Consider the following 20,714-nt stretch of genomic DNA (forward strand, 5'->3'; position numbering starts at 1 on the left):
GCGCCCGTGATGATCTCCGGACTCGCGTCCGTCAGCGGCCCCCGGCCCCGGTCGCCGTAACGCCCGACGACGGTCGGCCCGCCTCGTCGAGGAACGCGTGTCCGGTCACCACCGCGAAGTCGAACTCGCGCTCCCAGGACCTGGGCCGGAGGTCACGGCAATCCACTCGAAGTCCAATTCCGGCCGTCGGCGGGCCTGTTCAAGCAGGCTCCGCGTCGTTGGTGGGGCCGCATCCACCGACGGGTGCGTCGCGTTTCCGTCCGGCGCACCTCACCTGGTGTACCGGCTCCCGTACAGTCCGTTGTGTCACAGCTTCCTCATGGCCAGGCACAGCGGTCGACCAGGAGAAGAATCATGGACTCCGAAGCCACCCTCGGCTCTCCCGGCTCTCCCGGCTCCGCCGCGCAAGCGACCCGCACGGAACGGCCGGTCCCCGAAGCCGAACCCGAACTCGTGCGGCGATGGCGGTCCGGGGGAGGTGAACTGGTCGAGCTGCTGTCCCAGGTGCGCGAGCGGTTCGGCGGCGTAGCGGCCTTCCGCCTCGGGCCGGATCCCACGGTTCTCGTCACCGACCCGCGGGCGGTCCAACACGTCCTCGCCCAGCACCCGGATCGGTACGTCAAGCGCTCCCACCGCGCCCGTCTGCTGATCGGGGACGGCGTGCTCGCCGCCACCGGTGAGGCGTGGAAGTCCCAACGCCGCCTGTTGCAGTCCCAGTTCACCGGCCCCGGTATGCGCCGCTACGAACACCGGATCACCGGGGCCGCCCGGACCACCGCCGAGCGCTGGAGCGGGTACGCCCGTACCGGGCAGACCTTCGACGTCGCACGGGAGATGCGCCGCTTCGCCCTGGACGCCATCTGGCGCTCGCTCACCGGTCACCCCCTGGACGACGGCACCGAGCACGAACTGGACGCCGTGGCCGCCGTCGCGACCGCCCTTCCGACCCTGCCCGCCGATGTCACCGACGCTCATGTCGCCGTCGCCGCCGACCTCGCCCGGATCGACGCGGTCGTCCGGCACGCCGTCGACGCCGCCCGCGCCGGGGCGTCCGGGCCCGACGGCCCCGGCCTTCTGCACGTGCTGACCGACGCCGCCACCGAGCGCCCCGAGTACACCGACCGGCTGATCCGCGACGAGCTGGTCACCCTGCTCGCGGCCGGGCACGAGACCACGGCCACCACCCTGACCTGGCTCCATCTGCTCCTCGACCGGCACCCCGCCGCCCGCGAACAGGCCCTCGCCGCGGGTGGCGAAGGCTCCGCGCAACGCCGCCAGGCCGTCCAGGCCCTGGTCCACGAGACACTCCGGCTCTACCCGTCCGCCTGGATCCTGCCCCGTCACGCCACCGAGGACGACACCCTGACCGGCTACACCGTCGGGGCGGGCACCGACATCCTGGTCTGCCCGTACCTCACACACCGCGACCCCGAACTGTGGCCGGACCCGGAGCACTTCAACCCCGGCCGCTTCACCGCCCCAGAGGGCCGGCCCACCCATCCGGGCGCCTACTTCCCCTTCGGCATCGGTCCCCGCGCCTGCCTCGGCCTGCAATTCGCGCTCCGCGAATCGACCGTCCTCCTCGAACACCTGCTGCCCGTCCACACCTTGACCTTCTCCGCCACCCCGACGAAGGCGACCTACGGCCTCACGGTCCGCCCCGCCGGCCCCACCCCCGCGACCCTGGCGCCGCCACGCACCTGAGGCGGGCCCGGTCGGGGGTGTCAGGCCAGGCTGTCCCGCCAGGCGCGGTGCAGGCCCGCGAACCGGCCGATGCCGCCGATCAGTTCGGCCGGGGAGCCGTCCTCCACGATGCGGCCGTGCTCCATCACCAGCACCCGGTCGGCGATCTCCACCGTCGACAGGCGGTGCGCGATCACCACCGCCGTACGGCCGCCCAGCACCGTGTCCATCGCGCGCTGCACGGCCCGCTCACCGGGGATGTCGAGAGAACTCGTCGCCTCGTCCAGGATCAGTACGGAGGGGTCGGCGAGGAGCGCGCGGGCGAACGCCACCAACTGGCGCTGGCCCGCCGAGATCCGGCCACCCCGCTTCCGTACGTCCGTGTCGTACCCATCGGGCAGACCGCTGATGAAGTCGTGCGCGCCGATCGCCTTCGCGGCGCGCTCGATCTCGTCGCGCGACGCGTCGGGACGGCCGATCGCGATGTTCTCGGCGACCGTGCCGGAGAAGAGGAACGCCTCCTGGGTCACCATCACGACGCCGCGCCGCAGTTCGGGGGTGTCCAGGTCGCGCAGATCGGTGCGGTCGAGCAGGACGCGGCCTTCGGTGGGGTCGTAGAACCGGGCCAGCAGTTTGGCCAGCGTGGACTTGCCGGCGCCCGTCGAGCCGACGACGGCGACCGTCTGGCCGGCCGGGATCGTCAGGTCGAAGCGGGGCAGGACCTCGCCGCCCGTACGGTACGAGAAACTGACCGAGTCGAACACGACCTCCCTGCCCGGATACCCGCTCGTCAGCTCCGGCAGCGGGCGCGGGTCCGCCGCCTCCGGCACGGACGGGGTCTGGGCGAGCAGGCCCGCGATCTTCTCCAGGGAGGCGGCGGCCGACTGGTAGGAGTTGAGGAACATCCCGAGCCTGTCGATCGGGTCGTACAGCCTCCGCAGGAACAGCACCGACGCGGCGAGCACCCCGAGGGCGAGTGTCCCGTCGGCGACCCGGAAGGCGCCCCACAGCACGATGCCGGCGACGGCGGCGTTCGCTGTGAGCCGTGAACCGACCACGTAGCGCGCCATTTCGAGGAGCGCGTCGCCGTTGGTGCGCTCGTGGTGGTGGTTGAGGGCGTGGAAGTCGGCGTCGTTGGCGCGCTCGCGGCGGAACGCCTGTACGGGACGGATGCCGTTCATCGTCTCCGCGAACTTCACGATGACCGCGGCGATGGCGGTGGAGCGCTTGCCGAAGATGGCACCGGCCCGCCGCTGGTACAGCCGTACCAGCGCGTACAGCGGTACGAAGGAGAGCACGGCCAGTCCGCCGATGCCGAGGTCCAGATAGAGCAGCATCGCCGAGATGTAGACGAAGGCGAGGATGACGCCGATGAGTTCCTGGAGCCCTTCGGCGAGCAGTTCGCGCAGGGACTCGACGTCCGTGGTGGAGCGGGAGATCAGCCGTCCCGAGGTGTAGCGCTCGTGGAAGTCCACGCTCAGCGCCTGGGCATGGCGGAAGATCCGGCCGCGCAGATCGAGGAGCACGTCCTGGTTGACGCGGGCGGACGCGCGGATGAAGGCGTACTGGAAGATCCCGGCTCCGGCGGCGCAGAACAGATAGCCGACGGCGACCGCGATCAGCGGGCCGTTGTCGTCGGCACGGAAGGCGGGCACGCCGCGGTCGATGGCATACGCGACGAGCAACGGCCCGGCCTGCACGGCGGCTTGCTGGAGCAGCAGGAACAGCGCGGCGACGACGACCAGCCCGCGCCGGGCACGCAACAGCGACCGCAGCAGCGCCCCGGTGGCACCGGGAGGAGCGGGCAGGGCGTCCTGGGCGAAGGGGTCGTCGGCGGAGTCGAGGGAGCCGGTGCCGGGTTCGATGGTGGCCGAGACACCCACCGGACGGTCCCTCACGGCATGGGGCGTTCCCGTACCGGCGCGGTACCCGTCCGCACCGGGCTTCGGGCCGTCGACTTTCAGCGTGCCCACGTCGGCACCAATGCCCTTACCTGCACCGGTACCCAGCCGCTGCGCGTCGGCAGCTTGTTGTGCGCCGTTGGCGTCCGATTCGGCGCTCGGGCCGTCCGGTTCCGTCGGGCCGTCGCTCGTGGTCGTCGGCGACGACGTCATCGCATGCTCCCCTCGACAGCTTCCGCGTCGATGTCGTTCGCGGGGTCCCGATCCGTGTCCGCGCCCGACATCAGCCACGCGTACTCCGCGTTGCTCCGCAGCAGTTCGTGGTGCGTCCCCACCGCGCTGATCCGGCCGTCCGAGATCAGCGCCACCCGGTCCGCCAGCATCACCGTCGACGGGCGGTGCGCCACCACCAGGGCCGTCGTCTCCTCAAGCACCCGGCGCAGCGCGGCCTCCACCAATGCCTCCGTGTGGACGTCGAGCGCGGACAGCGGATCGTCCAGCACCAGGAAGCGCGGTCTGCCGACCACCGCCCGCGCGAGCGCCAGCCGTTGCCGCTGGCCGCCGGAGAGGCTCAGTCCCTGCTCGCCGACCTCCGTGTCCACCCCCTGCGGCAACTCTTGGACGAAGTCCGCCTGCGCCACGCCCAGCGCCCGCAGCAGCGCCGCGTCGTCCGCGCTCTCGGCGCCCATCCGGACGTTCTCGCCGACGGTCGCCGAGAAGAGCGTCGGTTCCTCGAAGGCCACCGACACCAGCTCCCGCAGCCGCTGCCGGGGCATCAGCGTGATGTCCTCGCCGTCGAGCGTGATCCGCCCGCCCGTCACCTCGTGCAACCGGGGCACCAGCGCGGTGAGCGTCGTCTTTCCGGAGCCCGTCCCGCCGACGAGGGCCATGGTCTCGCCGGACCTGATGTGCAGGTCGATCTCCGCCAGGACGGGCACGGACCCGGCCTCCGCGTCGGGGTACCGGAACGAGACCCCCTCGAAGCGCAGCCCGTCCGACTCGGTGTCCGCCACCGAGGAGCCCGCCGCGTCCGCCGTCTCCTCCTTGGCGTCCATCACCTCGAAGAACCGCTCCGTCGCGGTCGCCGACTCCTGGCTCATCGCCAGCAGGAAGCCGATCGACTCCACCGGCCAGCGCAGCGCCAGCGCCGTCGACAGGAAGGCGACCAGCGTGCCCGTCGAGAGATGCCCGTCGGCGACCTGGACCGTACCGAGCACCAGCGCCGCACCGATCGCCACCTCGGGGATGACCATGATCAGCGCCCAGATGCCCGCCAGCAGCCGGGCCTTGCCCAGCTCCGTACCGCGCAGCCGCTCCGCGAGCGACCGGAACGCGAGGGCCTGGCTGCGGTGGCGGCCGAAGCCCTTCACGATCCGTACGCCGAGGACGCTCTCCTCGACCACTGTCGTCAGATCACCGACCTGGTCCTGCGCCTTGCGCGCCACCAGTGAGTACTTCGCCTCGAAGACCGAACAGAGGATGACCAGCGGCACCACGGGCACCAGCAGCACCAGCCCCAGCGTCCACTCCTGCATCAGCAGAATCAGGAATCCGACCAGGATCGTCGTCCCGTTCACCAGCAGGAAGGTCAGCGGAAAGGCCAGAAACATCCGCAGCAGCATCAGGTCCGTCGTGCCGCGCGACAGCAACTGGCCCGACGGCCACCGGTCGTGGAAGGCGATCGGCAGCCGCTGGAGATGCCGGTAGAGATCCGCCCGCATCGCCGCCTCGACCCCCGCCAGCGGCCTCGCCACCAGCCATCGCCGGATGCCGAACAGACCCGCCTCCAGGATCCCGAGCAGCAGCAGATACAGCGCGCCGAGCCAGATGCCGCCCGTGTCGCCGTCCGCGATCGGACCGTCGACCATCCACTTCAGGACGAGAGGGATCACCAGTCCCAGGCACGACGCCAGCACCGCGACGAACGCCGCGCTGAACAGGCGCACGCGCACGGGCCGTACGTACGGCCACAGCCTGAGCAGGGAACGCACGGCGGAGCGGTTCTGGACGGCGGGTCTGTCCTTGGTAGATACATCTTCAGAGGTCGGCATCAGGGGCGAGCCTACGTTTCACCACTGACACTGCCCATCGATTTCCGGCTGACGTCGGCATCAACCGATCGGATGATGCCGGGTCGAGCGCGATGGCGGATGCCGCTTTGCGCCGTTCGAGGGCATCCTGCCGCCATGGCGATTATCGAAGTCAACGGCCTGCGCAAGGCCTACGGGGGAAAGCCCGCCGTCGACGGTGTCGACTTCACCGTCGAAGAAGGTGAGATCTTCGGGATCCTCGGTCCCAACGGTGCGGGCAAGACGACGACCGTCGAATGCATCGAAGGGCTCAGGGTCCCCGACGCCGGCACGGTCCGGGTGGCCGGACTCGATCCGGTCCGCGACCACCAGCAGGTCACCCAGCTCCTCGGCGCACAGCTCCAGGAGAGCGAACTCCAGGCGAAGCTGACGGTGCGTGAGGCGCTGGAGCTGTACTCCGCGTTCTACCCGAAGCCCGCCGACTGGCGTCCGCTCGCCGGCCGCCTCGGACTTGAGGCAAAGCTCTCCACGCGCTTCGCGAAACTCTCCGGCGGCCAGAAGCAGCGGCTGTTCATCGCGCTGGCCCTGATCGGCGGTCCGCGGGTGGTCGTACTCGACGAGCTGACCACCGGCCTCGACCCGCGCGCCCGCCGCGACACCTGGAGTCTGATCGAGGAGATCAGGGACTCCGGGGTGACGGTGCTGCTGGTCACCCACTTCATGGAGGAGGCGCAGCGGCTCTGCGACCGGATCGCCGTGATCGACCGGGGGAAGGTCGCCGCGCTCGACACCCCGTCCGGGCTGATCGCGCGCTCGACGGCGTCCACCGTCATCTCCTTCACACCGTCGCAGCCCCTGCCGGACGAGGAACTGGCCGCGCTGCCCAAGGCGGCGTCCGTGGAGACGCAGGGCGAGCGGATCGTCATCAATGGCACCGACGAGACCGTCAACGCGGTCATCACCGTGCTCGCCCGGCACCGCATCACCGCTCACCAGCTCCGGGTCACCGAGGCCACGCTGGACGACGCGTTCCTGGACCTGACCGAGAACGACACCGGGACGACCATGACGACGACCGCCACCGCCACCCCGACCGTCACCGCCCCGCAGCCCGAAGAAAGGGTCTGACATGGCCTCCGCCTCCACAGCCGTCCTCAAGACCGAGGCGCGCCTGCTGACCCGCGAGCCGGGCGTGCTGTTCTGGATCATCGCCTTCCCGACCCTCCTGATGGTGATCCTCGGACTGATTCCGGGCTTCGGCGACGTCGACCCCGACCTCGGCGGCCGACGGGTCATCGACCTGTACGTCCCCGTCGCCGCCCTGCTCGCCGTGATCATGGCAGGTCTCCAGGCCATGTCGCCGATCCTGATCGGCTACCGCGAGCGCGGCATCCTGCGCCGTATGTCCACGACGCCCGTGCGGCCCAGCACGCTGCTCTCCTCGCAGATCGTCCTGCTGGGCGCCGGCGCGCTCGCCTCGGCCGCGCTGGTGATCACCGTCGGCAGGATCGCCTTCGACGTGGCCCTGCCGGAACAGATCGCCGGCTATCTGCTGGCGCTGGTCCTCGCGACGGTGACCGCCCTGGCGCTGGGCGGCCTGGTCTGCGCGATCGCCCGGACGCAGCGGGCCGGCCAGGCGATCGGCTCGGCCCTGTTCTTCCCCTCGATGTTCACCGCCGGCGTGTGGCTGCCGGTCCAGACGATGCCCGACCTGCTGCGGGACATCGTCAGCTACTCGCCCATGGGCGCCGCCTCCGAAGCCCTCGACGCCGCCATGCGCGGCGGCTGGCCGCACTGGGTGGACCTGGGCGTGATGGCCCTGTGGGCGGTCGCCCTGACCGCGGGCGCCGCCCGCTGGTTCCGCTGGGAATGAGCATCACCGGACGGGCGGACCGCCCCCGGCCGGCCGCCTGCTAGGGAGGGCACACTGAGGGGATGGGGATGACGACAGCCGAGGGGCGGCGCGCGCCCGTCTCCCTGGAGGAGCGGTGGGAGCAGTTCCACCGACAGGGTCCCTACGCCCTGCTGGCGCTCTCCACCGTGATCTCGGCCCTCAGCGTGAACGCCTTCGGCATGACCCGCACCGAGACCTGCGTGGCCGGTGCGCTGGTCGTCGTCGCCGTCGCACTCCAGCTGTGGTGGAGCTGGATAGAGCGCGGCCGGCCGATGCGCGAGCGGGAGCCCTCGGCCACCGGCTGGGTGTACTACGTCCTACGGACGGCCAACGCCTTCGTCCTGACCTGGCTCAACCCGCTGTTCTCGATCTACGCGGTCATGGGCTACTTCGACACCTCCTTCATCCTGCCGAAGCGCGCCGTCCGCGCCGGGCTGCTCGTCACCTCCGTCACCATGGCGGGCTCGCAGTCCGGCGGCCTGCCGCCCGACAGCGCCCTCCAGTGGGTCCTCTTCGGCGGGCTCCTGCTGCTCAACGGCTCGCTCACTCTGGTCTTCGGCCATCTCGGTCGCCGGGAGGCCGAGATCGCCGCCGAGCGGGCCACGACCATCACCGAGCTGGAACAGGCCAACGCCCGCCTGGAACAGGCGATGGCGGAGAACGCCGGCCTGCACGCCCAACTCCTCGTCCAGGCCAGGGAGGCGGGTGTCGCCGACGAGCGCCGCAGGCTCGCCGCCGAGATCCACGACACCATCGCCCAGGGGCTGACCGGCATCATCGCCCAGCTCCAGGTGGTCACCGCCACCTCCGACCCGGAGCTGGCCCGCGAGCATCTGACGCGCGCCGCCGCCCTCGCCCGCCACAGCCTCGGCGAGGCGCGCCGCTCGGTACGGAATCTCGCCCCCGCCGCCCTGGACCACGACACCCTCGTCGAGGCCCTGGAGAAGGCCGTCACCGACTGGGCCGAGCGGACCGGTGTCCAGGCCCGGTTCACCGTCACCGGCACCGAGGAGCCCCTGCACGACGAGGTGGCCGCGACCCTGCTGCGCATCGCGCAGGAAGCCCTCGCCAACACCGCCAGGCACGCCTCGGCCCGCCGGGCGGGCGTCACCCTGTCGTACATGGGCGACGAGATCACCCTCGACGTACGCGACGACGGCCGCGGCTTCGACCCGCTCGTGCTGCGCCCGCGCTCCGGTGCGAACGGCTTCGGACTCGACGGCATGCGGGCCCGCGCGGAGCGCATCGCGGGCACCGTCACCGTCGAGTCGGAGGAGGGCGGCGGTACGGCGGTCTCGGCTCGCGTACCGTTGGTCCGCCATGGCTGAGCGGACCATCACCCTGATCGTCGTCGACGACCATCCCGTCGTACGGGACGGTCTGCGCGGCATGTTCGAATCGGCCGCCGGCTTCGAGGTGCTGGGGGAGGCGTCCGGCGGTGTCGCGGGGGTCGAGCTGGCGCTGCGGCTGGACCCGGACGTCGTCCTGATGGACCTGCGGATGCCGGAGGGCGGCGGCGTCGCCGCCATCGCGGCGCTGACCAGGCACCGGGCCCGTGCCAAGGTTCTCGTCCTGACCACGTACGACACGGACTCCGACACCATCCCCGCGATCGAGGCGGGCGCCACCGGCTATCTCCTCAAGGACGCGCCGCGTGAGGAGCTGTTCACGGCGGTACGGGCGGCGGCCGAGGGACGTACGGTCCTCTCGCCCGCGGTCGCGTCCCGGCTGGTCTCCCGCGTCCGTACTCCGGTCGCCGGCAACGAAGCGCTGTCGGCGCGCGAGCGCGAAGTCCTCGAACTCGTCGCGCGGGGCACGCCGAACCGTGAGATCGCCGCCGAACTGTTCATCAGCGAGGCCACGGTGAAGACGCATCTCACGCACATCTACGCCAAGTTGGGCGTCAAGGACCGGGCGGCGGCGGTCGCCGTGGGGTACGACCGCAAGATCCTCGGCTGAGCAGCCCGCCCGCCGTCCTCCTAAGAAGGCGGCCTCACCCCCGTACCCGCAGCAGCAGCACCGACCGCGCGGGCACCGTCGTGACCGTCCCTCCGTCCAGCACCGTCCCCGGCGCCTCGTCCTGGTCCTCCGACGAGGTGTCGACCACCAGCTCGTACGACCGCGCCCACGGCGGGCCCGGCAGCGCGAGGTCCACCGGCTCCGCGCCCGAGTGCAGCACCGCCAGGAAGCTGTCGTCGGTGATCTTCCGCCCGCGCGCGTCGCGTCCCGCGATGTCGCGCCCCGACAGGAACAGCCCCAGCGTCGACGCGGGCGCGTACCAGTCCCCCTCGGTCATCTCCTTGCCGTCCGGCCGGAACCACGCCAGGTCGCGCAGCCCGTCGGGCGCCTGCGCGCGGCCGGAGAAGAACGCCCGGCGGCGCAGCACCGGATGGGCGTGCCGCAGCGCCAGCAGCCGCCTGGTGAGCCGGTAGAGGCCGTAGGAGCCCGGCTCGTCGAGCAGCGACCAGTCGAGCCAGCTGGTCTCGTTGTCCTGGCAGTACGCGTTGTTGCTGCCGCCCTGCGTACGGCCCAGCTCGTCGCCCGCGACGAGCATCGGCACCCCTGTCGACAGCAGCAGCGTGGTGAGGAGGTTGCGCAGCTGCCGCCGCCGCAGCGCGTTGATCCCGGGGTCGTCGGTCTCACCCTCCACGCCGCAGTTCCAGGCGCGGTTGTCGTCCGTGCCGTCCCTGTTGCCCTCGCCGTTGGCCTCGTTGTGCTTCTGCTCGTAACTGACGAGATCGCGCAGCGTGAAACCGTCGTGCGCGGTGACGAAGTTGACGGAGGCGTACGGCCGCCGGCCGCCCCAGGCGTACAGGTCGCTCGACCCGGACAGCCGGTAGCCCAGATCCCGTACGTCGGGTGTGGCGCCGCGCCAGAAGTCGCGTACGGCGTCCCGGTAGCGGTCGTTCCACTCCGTCCACAGCGGTGGGAACGCCCCCACCTGGTAGCCGCCGTCGCCGACGTCCCACGGCTCCGCGATGAGCTTCACCCGCCGCAGCACCGGATCCTGCGCGATCACCGCCAGGAAGGGCGAGAGCATGTCGACGTCGTGCATCGAGCGGGCCAGCGCCGCCGCCAGGTCGAAGCGGAAACCGTCGACACCCATCTCGGTCACCCAGTACCGCAGCGAGTCCGTGATCAGCCGCAGGACCTGTGGCTGGACGACGTCGAGGGTGTTGCCGCAGCCCGTGTAGTCGGCGTAGCGGCGGGCGTCGGGCTGGAGGCGGTAGTAGCCGCGGTTGTCGATGCCGCGCAGCGACAGCGTCGGGCCGAGTTCGCCGCCCTCCGCCGTGTGGTTGTAGACGACGTCGAGGATGACCTCGATCCCGGCGGCGTGCAGGGCGCGCACCATCTGCTTGAACTCGTCGACCTGCCGGCCGCGGGTGCCGCCCGCGGCGTAGCCGGCGTGCGGGGCGAAGTAGCCGACGGAGTTGTAGCCCCAGTAGTTGCGCAGCCCGCGCCGCAGCAGATGGTCCTCGTGCGCGAACTGGTGCACCGGCAGCAGCTCGACCGCGGTCACCCCGAGCCGTACGAGATGCTCGATCGCCGCCGGGTGGGCGAGGCCCGCGTAGGTGCCGCGCAGCTCGTCGGGGATGCCCGGATGGCGCATGGTGAAGCCGCGTACGTGCAGCTCGTAGATGACCGTGTCCGCCCAGGGCGTCTTCGGGCGCCGGTCGTCGGCCCACTCGTCGCCGGGGGCGTCGTCGTGGACGACGACGCCCTTGGGGACGTACGGCGCCGAGTCGCGCTCGTCGCGCACCGTGTCCGCGACCTGCTGCTGCGGCCAGTCGCGCACATGGCCGTACACCTCGGGCGGCAGCGCGAAGTCGCCGTCGACGGCGCGGGCGTACGGGTCGAGCAGCAGCTTCGCCGGGTTCCACCGGGCGCCCGTCCAGGGGTCCCAGCGGCCGTGTACGCGGTAGCCGTACCGCTGTCCGGGCCGTACGCCGGGCACGAAGCCGTGCCAGATCTCGTGCGTCAGCTCGGTCAGCGGGAGGCGGGTCTCCACGACACCGCCTCCTATGGAGGCCGCGTCGTCGCCGGCGTCGGCGCCCGGCGGTTCGGCGTCGTCGAAGAGGCACAGCTCCACGGCCTCGGCGCCGCCCGCCCAGAGGGCGAAGTTCGTACCCGCGACCCCGTCGGGCCCGACGCGGAAGCGGGCCCCCAGCGGTGTCGGCGCCCCCGGCCACACCTCGGGCGGGGGAGCGGCGGAGGCCACCTTTCCGACGGCCTCCGGCGTCCTTCCTGCCTGCTGCCCGTTCGCTGTTTCGACCTCGTCGACCGGATCTCTCACGTGATCCATCATCGGATCGGGGACCGGTTCCCGCACTGTCTCCCGCTCGGCTGCGCTCGCCACCTGTCAGGCCTCCCGGCTCGTCGGCCCCGCGCATCCGGCGGCCACGGCGTCCCGGCCGTGGCTCCCCCCGCGTGGTCCTCCTCCGAGTTCTGCCCGCCGGAAGGCCCGCACTCACGTTTCCCTCCGAGGGGGGTCGTCGTTGGGCGGGGCATGACACACGTACTGAAGCGGGCAAGGACCGGAGTGACCGCCGTCCTGACATGGGCAGGACTGATGGCGGGACTGGCCGGACTGACGGGCTGCACCGTCGGCGAGACCTTCACCGAAAGCAAGTCCCAGGCGCCCGGGGACACGATCCGGATCAGCCCCGATGACGGGGCCGGGAACATCAAACGCGGCGACCGGATCGAGGTGAGGGTCCCGGACGGCCGGCTGGAGCGGGTCGAGGTCGCACAGGTCGACGAGGCGCAGCGCACGGAGCTGCCGGGGCGGATCTCCGACGACGGGCTCGTGTGGACGCCGAAGGCGGGCGCGAACGTCGCGCTCGCCGCGAAGTACAGCGTCGACGTCGTCGCCGTGGACGGTGCGGGCCGCCGCTCGGCCCGGCACTCGACCTTCACCACCGCCGTGCCGAAGCATCGTTTCATCGGCTACTTCAAACCCGAGAACCGCTCGACCGTCGGCACCGGCATGATCGTCTCCTTCGACTTCAACCGGAAGATCCACAACCGCGCCGCCGTGCAGCGCGCCATCCGCGTCACCTCGGACCCGCCGGTCGAGATCGTCGGCCACTGGTTCGGCGGTCAGCGTCTGGACTTCCGGCCGCGCACGTACTGGAAGCCGGGTACCGAGGTCACGGTCGACCTGCGGCTGCGGGACGTGCAGGCGGCGCCGGGAGTCTTCGGTATCCAGGAGAAGACCGTCGGCTTCACGGTCGGCCGCTCCCAGGTGTCCCGCGTGGACGCCGAGAAACACACCATGGAGGTACGGCGCGACGGCGCGCTTGTGTCGACGGTGCCGATCACGGCGGGGGCGCCCAAGACCACGACGTACAACGGGAAGATGGTCGTCACCGAGCTGTACGACGTGACGCGGATGAACGGTGCCACGGTGGGCTTCGGCGGCGAGTACGACATCAAGGACGTGCCGCACGCGCTGCGGCTGACGACATCGGGGACGTTCCTGCACGGCAACTACTGGGCCGCCCCCGACACCTTCGGCTCGAAGAACGTCAGTCACGGATGCGTCGGTCTGCGCGACGTCAAGGGCGGCAGCGCGGACACCCCGGCGGGCTGGTTCTTCGACAGGACACTCGTCGGCGATGTCGTGGAAGTGGTCAACTCCCCGGACAGGACAGTCGATCCGGACAACGGGCTCAGTGGCTGGAACCTCGACTGGCGTAAGTGGAAGGCGGGTTCCGCGGTCGGCGGCTGACGGCGCGGAGTCGCGCGGCTCCCCTCGCACCCGCCCCCACCTGCACGACCGTCCCTGATTCCAGGAGACGTTGGGACGGAACAGTGACATTCGCGGGAGGTCCCGGACGGCCTGCGGTGTGATTGTCTTGCGTCGTGCGCGCGAACGAAGCGCGCGGGGGTGTGGAGCCCGGTCGTGCGTCGTTCGCACCCGGCTCCGAGGCCGAGGCGGGGCCCGGCCGTGTGAAGGGGAGACGACCATTGAACGGTCAGCCGATATCGGGGGCATCGGCGACAGCCGGCCGTGTACGGGGCGGGCGCGGACGGGGTGGCCGTGGGCGGGGCCGCGGGCTGACGGCGCTCGCGCTGGGGAGCCTGCTGCTGTTCGTGACGGCGTGCGGTGGGGGCGGCGGCTCCGACGAGGGCGATGACGGCAAGAGCGACAAGGACGGCGGGAAGGTCGGGACCACGGCCTCGCAGGCCGTCGTGACGGTCGCCCCCAAGGACCGTGCGAAGTCCGTCGCGACGAGCGGCGCGCTCAAGGTCACCGCGAGCAAGGGCAAGTTGACGAGCGTCACCGTCGAGGACAGCAAGGGCAACGCCGTCGAGGGCGAGATAGCCGCCGGCGGTACGGCCTGGGCACCGGCCCGGCATCTGGCCGGTGCCACCAAGTACACGGTGCACGCGATAGCCAAGGACTCCGAGGGCCGGGTGTCGGCGAAGGACACCACGTTCACCACCCTCGTACCGAAGAACACCTTCATCGGGCACTACACGCCCGAGGACGGTTCGACGGTCGGCGTCGGGATGCCGGTCTCGCTCAACTTCACGCGGGGGATCACCGATCCCGGGGCCGTGGAGAAAGCGATCAAGGTGACCGCCGAGCCGTCGGTGCCCATCGAGGGGCACTGGTTCGGCAACGACCGGCTCGACTTCCGGCCCGAGAAGTACTGGGCGGCGGGCACGAAGGTGACCGTGGAGCTGAACCTCGACGGTGTCGAGGGGCGGCCCGGCGTGTACGGCGAGCAGGCGAAGACGGTGAAGTTCACCATCGGCCGCTCGATGGTCTCCACGGTGGACGCCAAGGCCAAGACGATGAAGGTCGTCAAGGACGGCAAGCAGATCAAGAAGATCTCCATCACGGCCGGCGCGCCGGCGACCACGACGTACAACGGCGAGATGGTCATCAGCGAGAAGCACAAGGTGACGCGGATGAACGGCGCCACGGTGGGCTTCGGCGGCGAGTACGACATCAAGGACGTGCCGCACGCGATGCGCCTGTCCACGTCGGGCACCTTCATCCACGGCAACTACTGGGCGTCGGCGGGGACGTTCGGCTCGGCCAACGTCAGCCACGGATGCGTCGGACTGCGCGACGTCCGCGGCGGTTACGACAAGAACACGCCGTCCGCGTGGTTCTACGACCGGTCGATCATCGGCGACGTGGTGATCGTGAAGAACTCCAACGACAAGAAGATCGCCCCGGACAACGGCCTCAACGGCTGGAACATGTCCTGGGCCGAGTGGACGAAGTAGTACGCCGCGGGACCTGAGGCCCGGCGCACCCCACCGGGTGCGCCGGGCCTCATCTGTGACGGGACCGGGGGCGCGGACAGGATCTAACCTGCCTGGTATGTCATCTGTGAATCTCGAAGTCTCCGGCGGCGTCGGCACCATCCGGCTCGACCGCCCGCCCATGAACGCGCTGAACATCGCGATCCAGGACCGGCTCCGTGAACTCGCGGTGGAGGCCGGCCGCCGTGACGACGTCAGGGCCGTCGTCCTCTACGGCGGCGAGAAGGTGTTCGCCGCCGGCGCGGACATCAAGGAGATGCGCGACATGGACCACGCGGCGATGGTCGTACGCGCGCGGGAACTCCAGGAGTCGTTCACGGCCGTGGCGCGGATCCCCAAGCCCGTGGTCGCCGCCGTCACCGGCTACGCGCTGGGCGGCGGCTGCGAGTTGACGCTGTGCGCCGACTTCCGGATCGCCGCCGACGACGCGAAGCTCGGCCAGCCCGAGATCCTGCTGGGCCTGATCCCCGGCGCGGGCGGCACCCAGCGGCTCGCCCGGCTGATCGGCCCCTCCAAGGCCAAGGACCTCATCTTCACCGGCCGTCAGGTGAAGGCGCCCGAGGCGCTCGCGCTGGGGCTCGTCGACCGCGTCGTACCGGCCGGCGAGGTGTACGAGCAGGCGCACGCGTGGGCCGCGAAGCTCGCCCAGGGCCCGGCGCTCGCGCTGCGGGCGGCCAAGGAGACCGTCGACGCGGGCCTGGAGACGGATCTGGAGACGGGTCTCGCGCTTGAACGCAACTGGTTCGCGGGCCTGTTCGCCACCGAGGACCGCGAGCGCGGCATGCGCAGCTTCGTGGAGGAGGGGCCGGGCAAGGCCAAGTTCCTCTGATCGCTTGCCGGTTGGACAACCGGATCGGGTCCGTCAACCTGGCGCCCGGTTCAGCTCCGCCTTAACGCAGCCTTAAGGCGGAGCTTTCGATCACTTCTCGTGATCACCCGTGCGTGACGTGTTATCGCAGATCAGGGTTGGTGGCGAGGGGGGCTTCCTGCCATGGTCATATGCCAAACCCGGTTGCGGGGATGGGCCGTTCGGGGGTGCCGATTCCCCCGGAACGGCCCCGAGAGCCCCTCTGGGCAGCCATGATGGGCGCATGGCGGGTCTTGAGGGTGTGGAACAACCGCGGCATGGCGGCGACGCGACCGCTACGCGTTTGACTCCAGCCGTCGAGGACGAACAGGCGCGCGGAGTGCTCGAACTGTTCGGGAATCCGACAGAGGGGGAAGTCCGGCTGGCCTCCCGCCCCGAGTCCGCGCTCGCGGCGCGCAGACTCACCCACATCATCGTGCTGCGTCAGTGGGCGCTGACCCCGCAGATGGCCGAGGACGCGGTGCTGCTCGTCTCCGAACTCGTCGGCAACGCCGTACGGCACACCGGGGCACGCGTCTTCGGCCTGCGGATGCTGCGCCGCCGCGGCTGGATCCGCATCGAGGTCAGGGACCCCTCCCGCGGGCTGCCGTGCCTGCTGCCGGTGCGCGACCTGGACACCAGCGGACGAGGGCTGTCCCTGGTGGACAAGCTCTCCGACCGGTGGGGCGTGGATCTGCTGCCGCGCGGCAAGACGACCTGGTTCGAGATGCGGGTCTCCGACCGTCACCCCTGAGAGCCCCCTGAGCGGGGATTTCTGAGCGGGCATCCGCCCAGCAGGGCCTTCGCCGGGCTGCCGCCGAAGTGGCCGGGGCGTGCCGATAATCTGACCTTTGTCAGTAAGGCACAAGAAGGGGCGGAAGCAGTGGCGGACATCGAAGAGGCTCGCAAGGCGTTCGACCGTTTCGACGCGAACAACGACGGGCTGATCACGGCGTCGGAGTACAAGAGCGCGATGGCGCAGCTCGGCGACTTCCATGTGACGGAGACCGTCGCCCAGGCCGTGATCAACGCCCACGACTCCAACAACGACGGACTCCTCACCTTCGAGGAATTCCTGGCGTCCCGCGCCAAGGGCTAGGGTCTGTCGTTTGGATCAGGCCGGATCAGGGAGCGGGGTCTGGTGCGTGCGGTCGCAAGGCGGAGGAGGGAGGCATGGCGGAGCCATGCCGACCGACGACAACGCGGCGAGCGTGCCAGGGACCGCGAGCCCGGCCTGATCCAAACGACAGACCCTGGATCCATAGCCCGTTCAGAACCGGGCGGGGCAAGGCTGCCGAGGCGGGGCGCGGTCGTCGGCGCGGTCGTCGGTGGCGCCGTGCTGGCGCTGCTCGTCGTGCTGTACGGCGCGGGCCTCGCCTCGCGCGGCACCGGCGAACTGCGCATCCCCGCCGCCGGCGGCACCTCCCTCCTGCGGGCCGTGGTCTTCACCGCGCTCGCGCTGCACCTCGGTGAACTGGCCGGCGCCGCACTCGCCCGGACCGGCCCGCTGCCCCGTTCCCTGGCGCTCCCCGCCGCGCTCGCCGGAGCCGCGGCGTCCGCCGGGCAGATCGTGGTCCTCGCCGTGGTGAGCGACCTCGACATCGCCGCGACGTACGGCACCCGTGAGGGCGGCCTGCTGCTCGTCATGGCCAACGGCTTCCTGCTCGCCGCCGGATGCGCCGGCGCCGGCCGCCCGCGCCGGGCGCTCGTCCCGCTGGCCGGGGTGATCCTCGCCGAGGCGCTGCGCGCTCACCCGGAGCCGTACTCACCGGAGTGGGGCACCGCCCTCACGGTCGTCCATCTGACCGCCGCGTCCCTGTGGGCCGGCGGCCTCTGCCATGTCCTGCGCACCATGTGGCTGCGCCGCGCCGCCCCGTCGGACGCCCGCGCCGTGCTGGCCCGCTACGCGCGGGGCGCCGTCTGGCTGCTGGTGGTGCTGGCGGCCACCGGCACCCTGTCCACGCTGCGCCGGCTGCCCGCCGACGTGGTGCTGACGTCGGCGTACGGCCGTGTCCTGATCGCCAAGCTCGTACTCGTCGCGGTGGCGAGCGCGCTCGCCCTGGCCGCGCGCCGACGCCTCCTGCGCAGCCGCGACGCGCACGGGGCGGCCGGCGTCGAACTGGCCGTGCTGGCGGCCGTGGTGCTGCTCTCCGCCGTTCTCACCGTGGTCCCCGACCCGCACTGGCTGAGCACCCGCTGACGCCCGGGTGCGAGTCTCAGGCCGCCGCGACGTCCGGCACCGGCTCCTCGGGAACGCGCCGCAGCCTGATCTCGTTCGGCAGGTCCGACCACTCGTCGTGGCGCAGCGCCCAGCCCTGCGCCTCGGCGGCCCTGAGCACGTAACCGGCGCCCACGGCGCGGTACTTGCGTATCGGAATCACGCACGTCCACGGCGGCACCACGCCCTTGCGGGCGGTGGTCGCCGCGCGCGTCCGCTCCGCCACGGCCTCGTCGGCGCGCACCCGGTAGAAGGCCGCGTCGCCCTCGTGCCGCAGTTCGGGCCACGACACGAACCAGCGGGGCCACAGCTGTACGCGGTCGCCCAGCCTGTCGATGCCCTTCAGGAAGCCCTTCTCCGCGCCGGGGATCAGGCTGAGCACATCGGCGACCAGACTGAACGCGAGCAGCGTGACCGTCCCCACCAGGACGAGAGCCCAGTGCAGCGGCAACAGGAGCACCGTGAGGACGAAGCGCGCCACGAGGCTCGCGGTCGACCGGGAGGGCACCGGCTCCCAGCAACTGTCGGGGTACGTGGGGTACACGGGGTGCATGGCTGGTCGGCTCCGATTCGTTCACTGGTGCAGAGGCGTGCCGGCACATCCTGCCGCACGGAACCGCGGACGTGCCGACCACCGCCTCCGTGCGGCATTCTCTGTTGGAAACGTGAAAGGCGGAACGTGAGAGCGGACAACACAAAGATGCTGGCCTTTGTCCGGGCACGCCTGGACGAGGAGGAACAGATCGCGCGGGCGGCCGGCGGGGAGCACTGGCGATGCCCGCCCGAAGCACCGGGCGAGGTCCACGACCGCTCCGGCGCGATCTCGTTCAGCGTGCGGACACAGGGGTACGACCGCCACATCGCGTTCCAGGACCCGGCCCGCACCCTGCGCCGTATCGAGACGAGCAGAGTCCTCCTGGGCGAGTACGCGGAGGTCGCGCACCTGGATGTCGACCGCCCCGAGCACGACTTCGCCTCGGGCCGCGCCGTGGGACTGGGCTTCGTCGTACGGCAGATGGCGGCCGAACACGCCGGGCACAGCGACTACCAGGCGAAGTGGCTGCCGCGTTTCGCGCGCTAGACCGTCTCCGGACCGGCGGACCGGCGGATCGGCGGACCGGCGGTCGGTACGGGCTCCGCCGAGGAGGTTCGCGAGGCGAAACGGGCAGGTCACCGCCCGTGTTCGAGCCGGCCCTGCTCGCCTTCGCCGCGGGCGCGGTGCCGCTGGCCGGCGTACACATCGGGGCAGCGGTGGCGTACGGCGCGGTCGCCCTGCTCGTCCTCGCGGCCATGGAGTCCCTGCGCAGACAGCACCGTGACGCCGTGTCGGACGCGGCGGAGCGGCGGGCAGAGGCGGAGCGTGTACGGGCCGAATCGGGCAGCCGTGAAGCGTACTGGCACAGCTTCGTCCAGCACCGGGCCGAGATCCCCGAACCGCACTACACCGACGCCGAGTTGGGTGCGGGCGTCGCCGAGTGGTTCGACCGGCTGCTGACCGCCGTCACCGAGGCGGCCGACGACCGCGAGGAGTCGCAGCGGCTCTCGCTGGCCGAGCTGGCGAGCCGGGTGCAGACGTACGACCGAACGCTGGAGAAGCGACAGGACCTTACGAGCGGCGGCCTCCTCCTCGGCGGAGATACCGGTCGTCACCCTCGACCCGCACGGCAGCGACCACCACGGCGAGGCGGCCGGACTCCGCGAACTCGGTCCCGTGGTCCGTATCCAACTGCCCGGAGACGTCATGGCGTGGCCGGTGACCGGCCATGCCCTGCTGAACGACATGATCGCCGACCCTCGCTTCAGCAAGGACTGGCGCAACTGGAACGCCGTCCTGCGCGGTGAGATGTCCGACGGCTGGCCGCTGATCGGCATGGTGAAGGTCACCAACATGGTCACCGCAGACGGCCAGGAACACGGCAGGCTCCGGAAGTTGGTCACCCCGGACGTTCACACCCCGCCGGGTCCAGGAGCTGCGCCCGCCCATCGAACAGATCGTCAACGAGCTTCTGGACGCGCTCCCTTCGCACGCGGACGTGGACGGCGGCGTCGACCTCCGCCGCCACTTCGCCCACCCGGTGCCCATGCGGGGGATCTGCGAACTCTTCGGCGTCCCGGAGCACGAGCGGCCCCGGTTGAAGGAGTTGATGGACAACGTCTTCCGCTTCGACCTGGGACCGGAAGAAGTGATGGCCGGTCAGACAGAGCAGTACCAGCTGCTCGCCCGAGTGGTCGACGACCGCCGCAGGAGCCCCGGCGCCGATCTGACCAGCGCTCTCATCGCCGCCCGCGAGGCGGACCCCGACTCGCTCAGCGAGGAGGAACTGGTCGGCACACTCCTGCTGATGCTCGCCGCCGGGCAGGAGACCACGCTCAGCCTGATCACCAACGCCGTACGCGCCCTGCTGACCCACCCCGACCAGCGCACCCTCGCCGAGCAGGGCGACGAGGCGGTCTGGGCGGCGGTGGTCGAGGAGACCCTGCGCTGGGACGCGCCGATCGGCAACTTCCCCTTCCGCTACCCGCTGGAGGACGTCGAGATCGCGGGCGTAAGGATCCCCAAGGGCGAGGCGATCATGGCCCCGTACAGTGCTGTCGGCCGCGACAGAGCCCAACACGGGGAAACGGCGGACGAGTTCGACATCACCAGGGAGCAGCGCAAGCACCTGGCCTTCAGCCACGGCCCGCACTTCTGCCTCGGCGCCCCGCTGGCCAGGCTCGAAGCGGCGCTGGCGATCCCGGCGGTGTTCCACAGGTATCCGGGGCTGACGCTGGCAGTCGACCCGGACGAACTGATCCCCGTGCCCTCCCTGTTCTCCAACAGCTCGGCGACGCTACCGGTGCGTCTCGAAGCCTGACC

At 71.1% G+C, this 20,714-nt stretch carries 17 protein-coding genes and 1 pseudogene; 13 read left to right on the top strand and 5 right to left on the bottom strand.

Annotation, left to right across the window (positions count from 1 at the left end):
* Positions 1-354 precede the first annotated feature (354 nt).
* Positions 355-1,704: a cytochrome P450 gene (locus ACIBLA_RS29540; RefSeq protein WP_399200385.1), complete on the top strand. Its 1,350-nt coding sequence runs from the start codon at positions 355-357 to the stop codon at positions 1,702-1,704.
* Between the two features lie 20 nt (positions 1,705-1,724).
* Here ACIBLA_RS29540 and ACIBLA_RS29545 read toward each other — a convergent pair whose 3' ends face one another.
* Both ACIBLA_RS29545 and ACIBLA_RS29550 read right to left on the bottom strand, forming a co-directional pair.
* The gene (locus ACIBLA_RS29545; protein ID WP_399200386.1) at positions 1,725-3,797 is read right to left on the bottom strand and encodes an ABC transporter ATP-binding protein; all 2,073 of its coding nucleotides are present in this window, start codon (positions 3,795-3,797) and stop codon (positions 1,725-1,727) included.
* Positions 3,794-5,635, bottom strand: a complete 1,842-nt coding sequence (locus tag ACIBLA_RS29550) for an ABC transporter ATP-binding protein (protein WP_363243301.1) — start codon at positions 5,633-5,635, stop codon at positions 3,794-3,796. The genes ACIBLA_RS29545 and ACIBLA_RS29550 overlap by 4 nt, the downstream gene beginning before the upstream one ends.
* Positions 5,636-5,770: 135 nt before the next feature.
* Between ACIBLA_RS29550 and ACIBLA_RS29555 the strand changes: the two genes are divergently transcribed.
* The 4 genes from ACIBLA_RS29555 to ACIBLA_RS29570 all read left to right on the top strand — a co-directional run bounded on the left by ACIBLA_RS29555 (position 5,771) and on the right by ACIBLA_RS29570 (position 9,467).
* Positions 5,771-6,742, top strand: coding sequence for an ABC transporter ATP-binding protein (locus ACIBLA_RS29555; protein ID WP_363243300.1), 972 nt, complete (start codon positions 5,771-5,773; stop codon positions 6,740-6,742).
* Position 6,743: 1 nt separating this feature from the next.
* The gene (locus tag ACIBLA_RS29560; RefSeq protein ID WP_399200387.1) at positions 6,744-7,487 is read left to right on the top strand and encodes an ABC transporter permease; all 744 of its coding nucleotides are present in this window, start codon (positions 6,744-6,746) and stop codon (positions 7,485-7,487) included.
* A gap of 62 nt (positions 7,488-7,549) precedes the next feature.
* A complete protein-coding gene (locus ACIBLA_RS29565; protein WP_399200388.1) occupies positions 7,550-8,836 on the top strand; it encodes a sensor histidine kinase in 1,287 nt (428 codons plus the stop codon).
* On the top strand, positions 8,829-9,467 hold the full coding sequence (locus ACIBLA_RS29570) for a response regulator (RefSeq protein WP_399200389.1): 639 nt from the start codon (positions 8,829-8,831) through the stop codon (positions 9,465-9,467). Before ACIBLA_RS29565 ends, ACIBLA_RS29570 begins: the two co-directional genes overlap by 8 nt.
* 34 nt (positions 9,468-9,501) lie before the next feature.
* Here ACIBLA_RS29570 and glgX read toward each other — a convergent pair whose 3' ends face one another.
* On the bottom strand, positions 9,502-11,727 hold the full coding sequence (gene glgX, locus ACIBLA_RS29575) for a glycogen debranching protein GlgX (protein WP_399200403.1): 2,226 nt from the start codon (positions 11,725-11,727) through the stop codon (positions 9,502-9,504).
* 288 nt (positions 11,728-12,015) lie between these two features.
* On the opposite strand from glgX, the gene ACIBLA_RS29580 reads away from it, so the two are divergent.
* From ACIBLA_RS29580 to ACIBLA_RS29605, 6 genes are all read left to right on the top strand, one after another.
* Entirely contained in the window at positions 12,016-13,239 is a 1,224-nt protein-coding gene (locus ACIBLA_RS29580; RefSeq protein WP_399200390.1) for an Ig-like domain-containing protein, read from the top strand.
* Between the two features lie 239 nt (positions 13,240-13,478).
* The gene (locus ACIBLA_RS29585) at positions 13,479-14,753 is read left to right on the top strand and encodes an Ig-like domain-containing protein (protein ID WP_363243295.1); all 1,275 of its coding nucleotides are present in this window, start codon (positions 13,479-13,481) and stop codon (positions 14,751-14,753) included.
* Positions 14,754-14,850: 97 nt separating this feature from the next.
* Positions 14,851-15,621, top strand: a complete 771-nt coding sequence (locus ACIBLA_RS29590; protein WP_399200391.1) for an enoyl-CoA hydratase/isomerase family protein — start codon at positions 14,851-14,853, stop codon at positions 15,619-15,621.
* Positions 15,622-15,883: 262 nt separating this feature from the next.
* Entirely contained in the window at positions 15,884-16,393 is a 510-nt protein-coding gene (locus tag ACIBLA_RS29595; RefSeq protein WP_363243293.1) for an ATP-binding protein, read from the top strand.
* A 129-nt stretch (positions 16,394-16,522) separates the two neighbouring features.
* Positions 16,523-16,738 (top strand): EF-hand domain-containing protein, encoded by a 216-nt coding sequence (locus tag ACIBLA_RS29600; protein ID WP_363243291.1) that lies wholly within the window; start codon positions 16,523-16,525, stop codon positions 16,736-16,738.
* 162 nt (positions 16,739-16,900) lie between these two features.
* The gene (locus tag ACIBLA_RS29605; protein ID WP_399200404.1) at positions 16,901-17,839 is read left to right on the top strand and encodes a CopD family protein; all 939 of its coding nucleotides are present in this window, start codon (positions 16,901-16,903) and stop codon (positions 17,837-17,839) included.
* Between the two features lie 16 nt (positions 17,840-17,855).
* Here ACIBLA_RS29605 and ACIBLA_RS29610 read toward each other — a convergent pair whose 3' ends face one another.
* Positions 17,856-18,410 carry a hypothetical protein gene (locus tag ACIBLA_RS29610; protein ID WP_363243290.1) on the bottom strand — a complete coding sequence of 185 codons (555 nt, stop codon included), beginning with the start codon at positions 18,408-18,410 and terminating at the stop codon, positions 17,856-17,858.
* Positions 18,411-18,557: 147 nt separating this feature from the next.
* On the opposite strand from ACIBLA_RS29610, the gene ACIBLA_RS29615 reads away from it, so the two are divergent.
* On the top strand, positions 18,558-18,938 hold the full coding sequence (locus tag ACIBLA_RS29615; RefSeq protein WP_363243289.1) for a DUF6221 family protein: 381 nt from the start codon (positions 18,558-18,560) through the stop codon (positions 18,936-18,938).
* Positions 18,939-19,027: 89 nt separating this feature from the next.
* On the opposite strand, the gene ACIBLA_RS29620 is transcribed toward ACIBLA_RS29615, so the two are convergent.
* Positions 19,028-19,741 (bottom strand): hypothetical protein, encoded by a 714-nt coding sequence (locus ACIBLA_RS29620; protein WP_399200406.1) that lies wholly within the window; start codon positions 19,739-19,741, stop codon positions 19,028-19,030.
* Between ACIBLA_RS29620 and ACIBLA_RS29625 the strand changes: the two are divergent.
* Positions 19,638-20,712: pseudogene (locus ACIBLA_RS29625) on the top strand (cytochrome P450). The gene ACIBLA_RS29620 and the pseudogene ACIBLA_RS29625 sit on opposite strands and share 104 nt — an antisense overlap.
* The last annotated feature ends 2 nt before the right edge of the window (positions 20,713-20,714 follow it).

The sequence above is a fragment of the Streptomyces sp. NPDC050433 genome (assembly GCF_044458565.1).
In the GTDB taxonomy this organism is placed as follows: domain Bacteria; phylum Actinomycetota; class Actinomycetes; order Streptomycetales; family Streptomycetaceae; genus Streptomyces.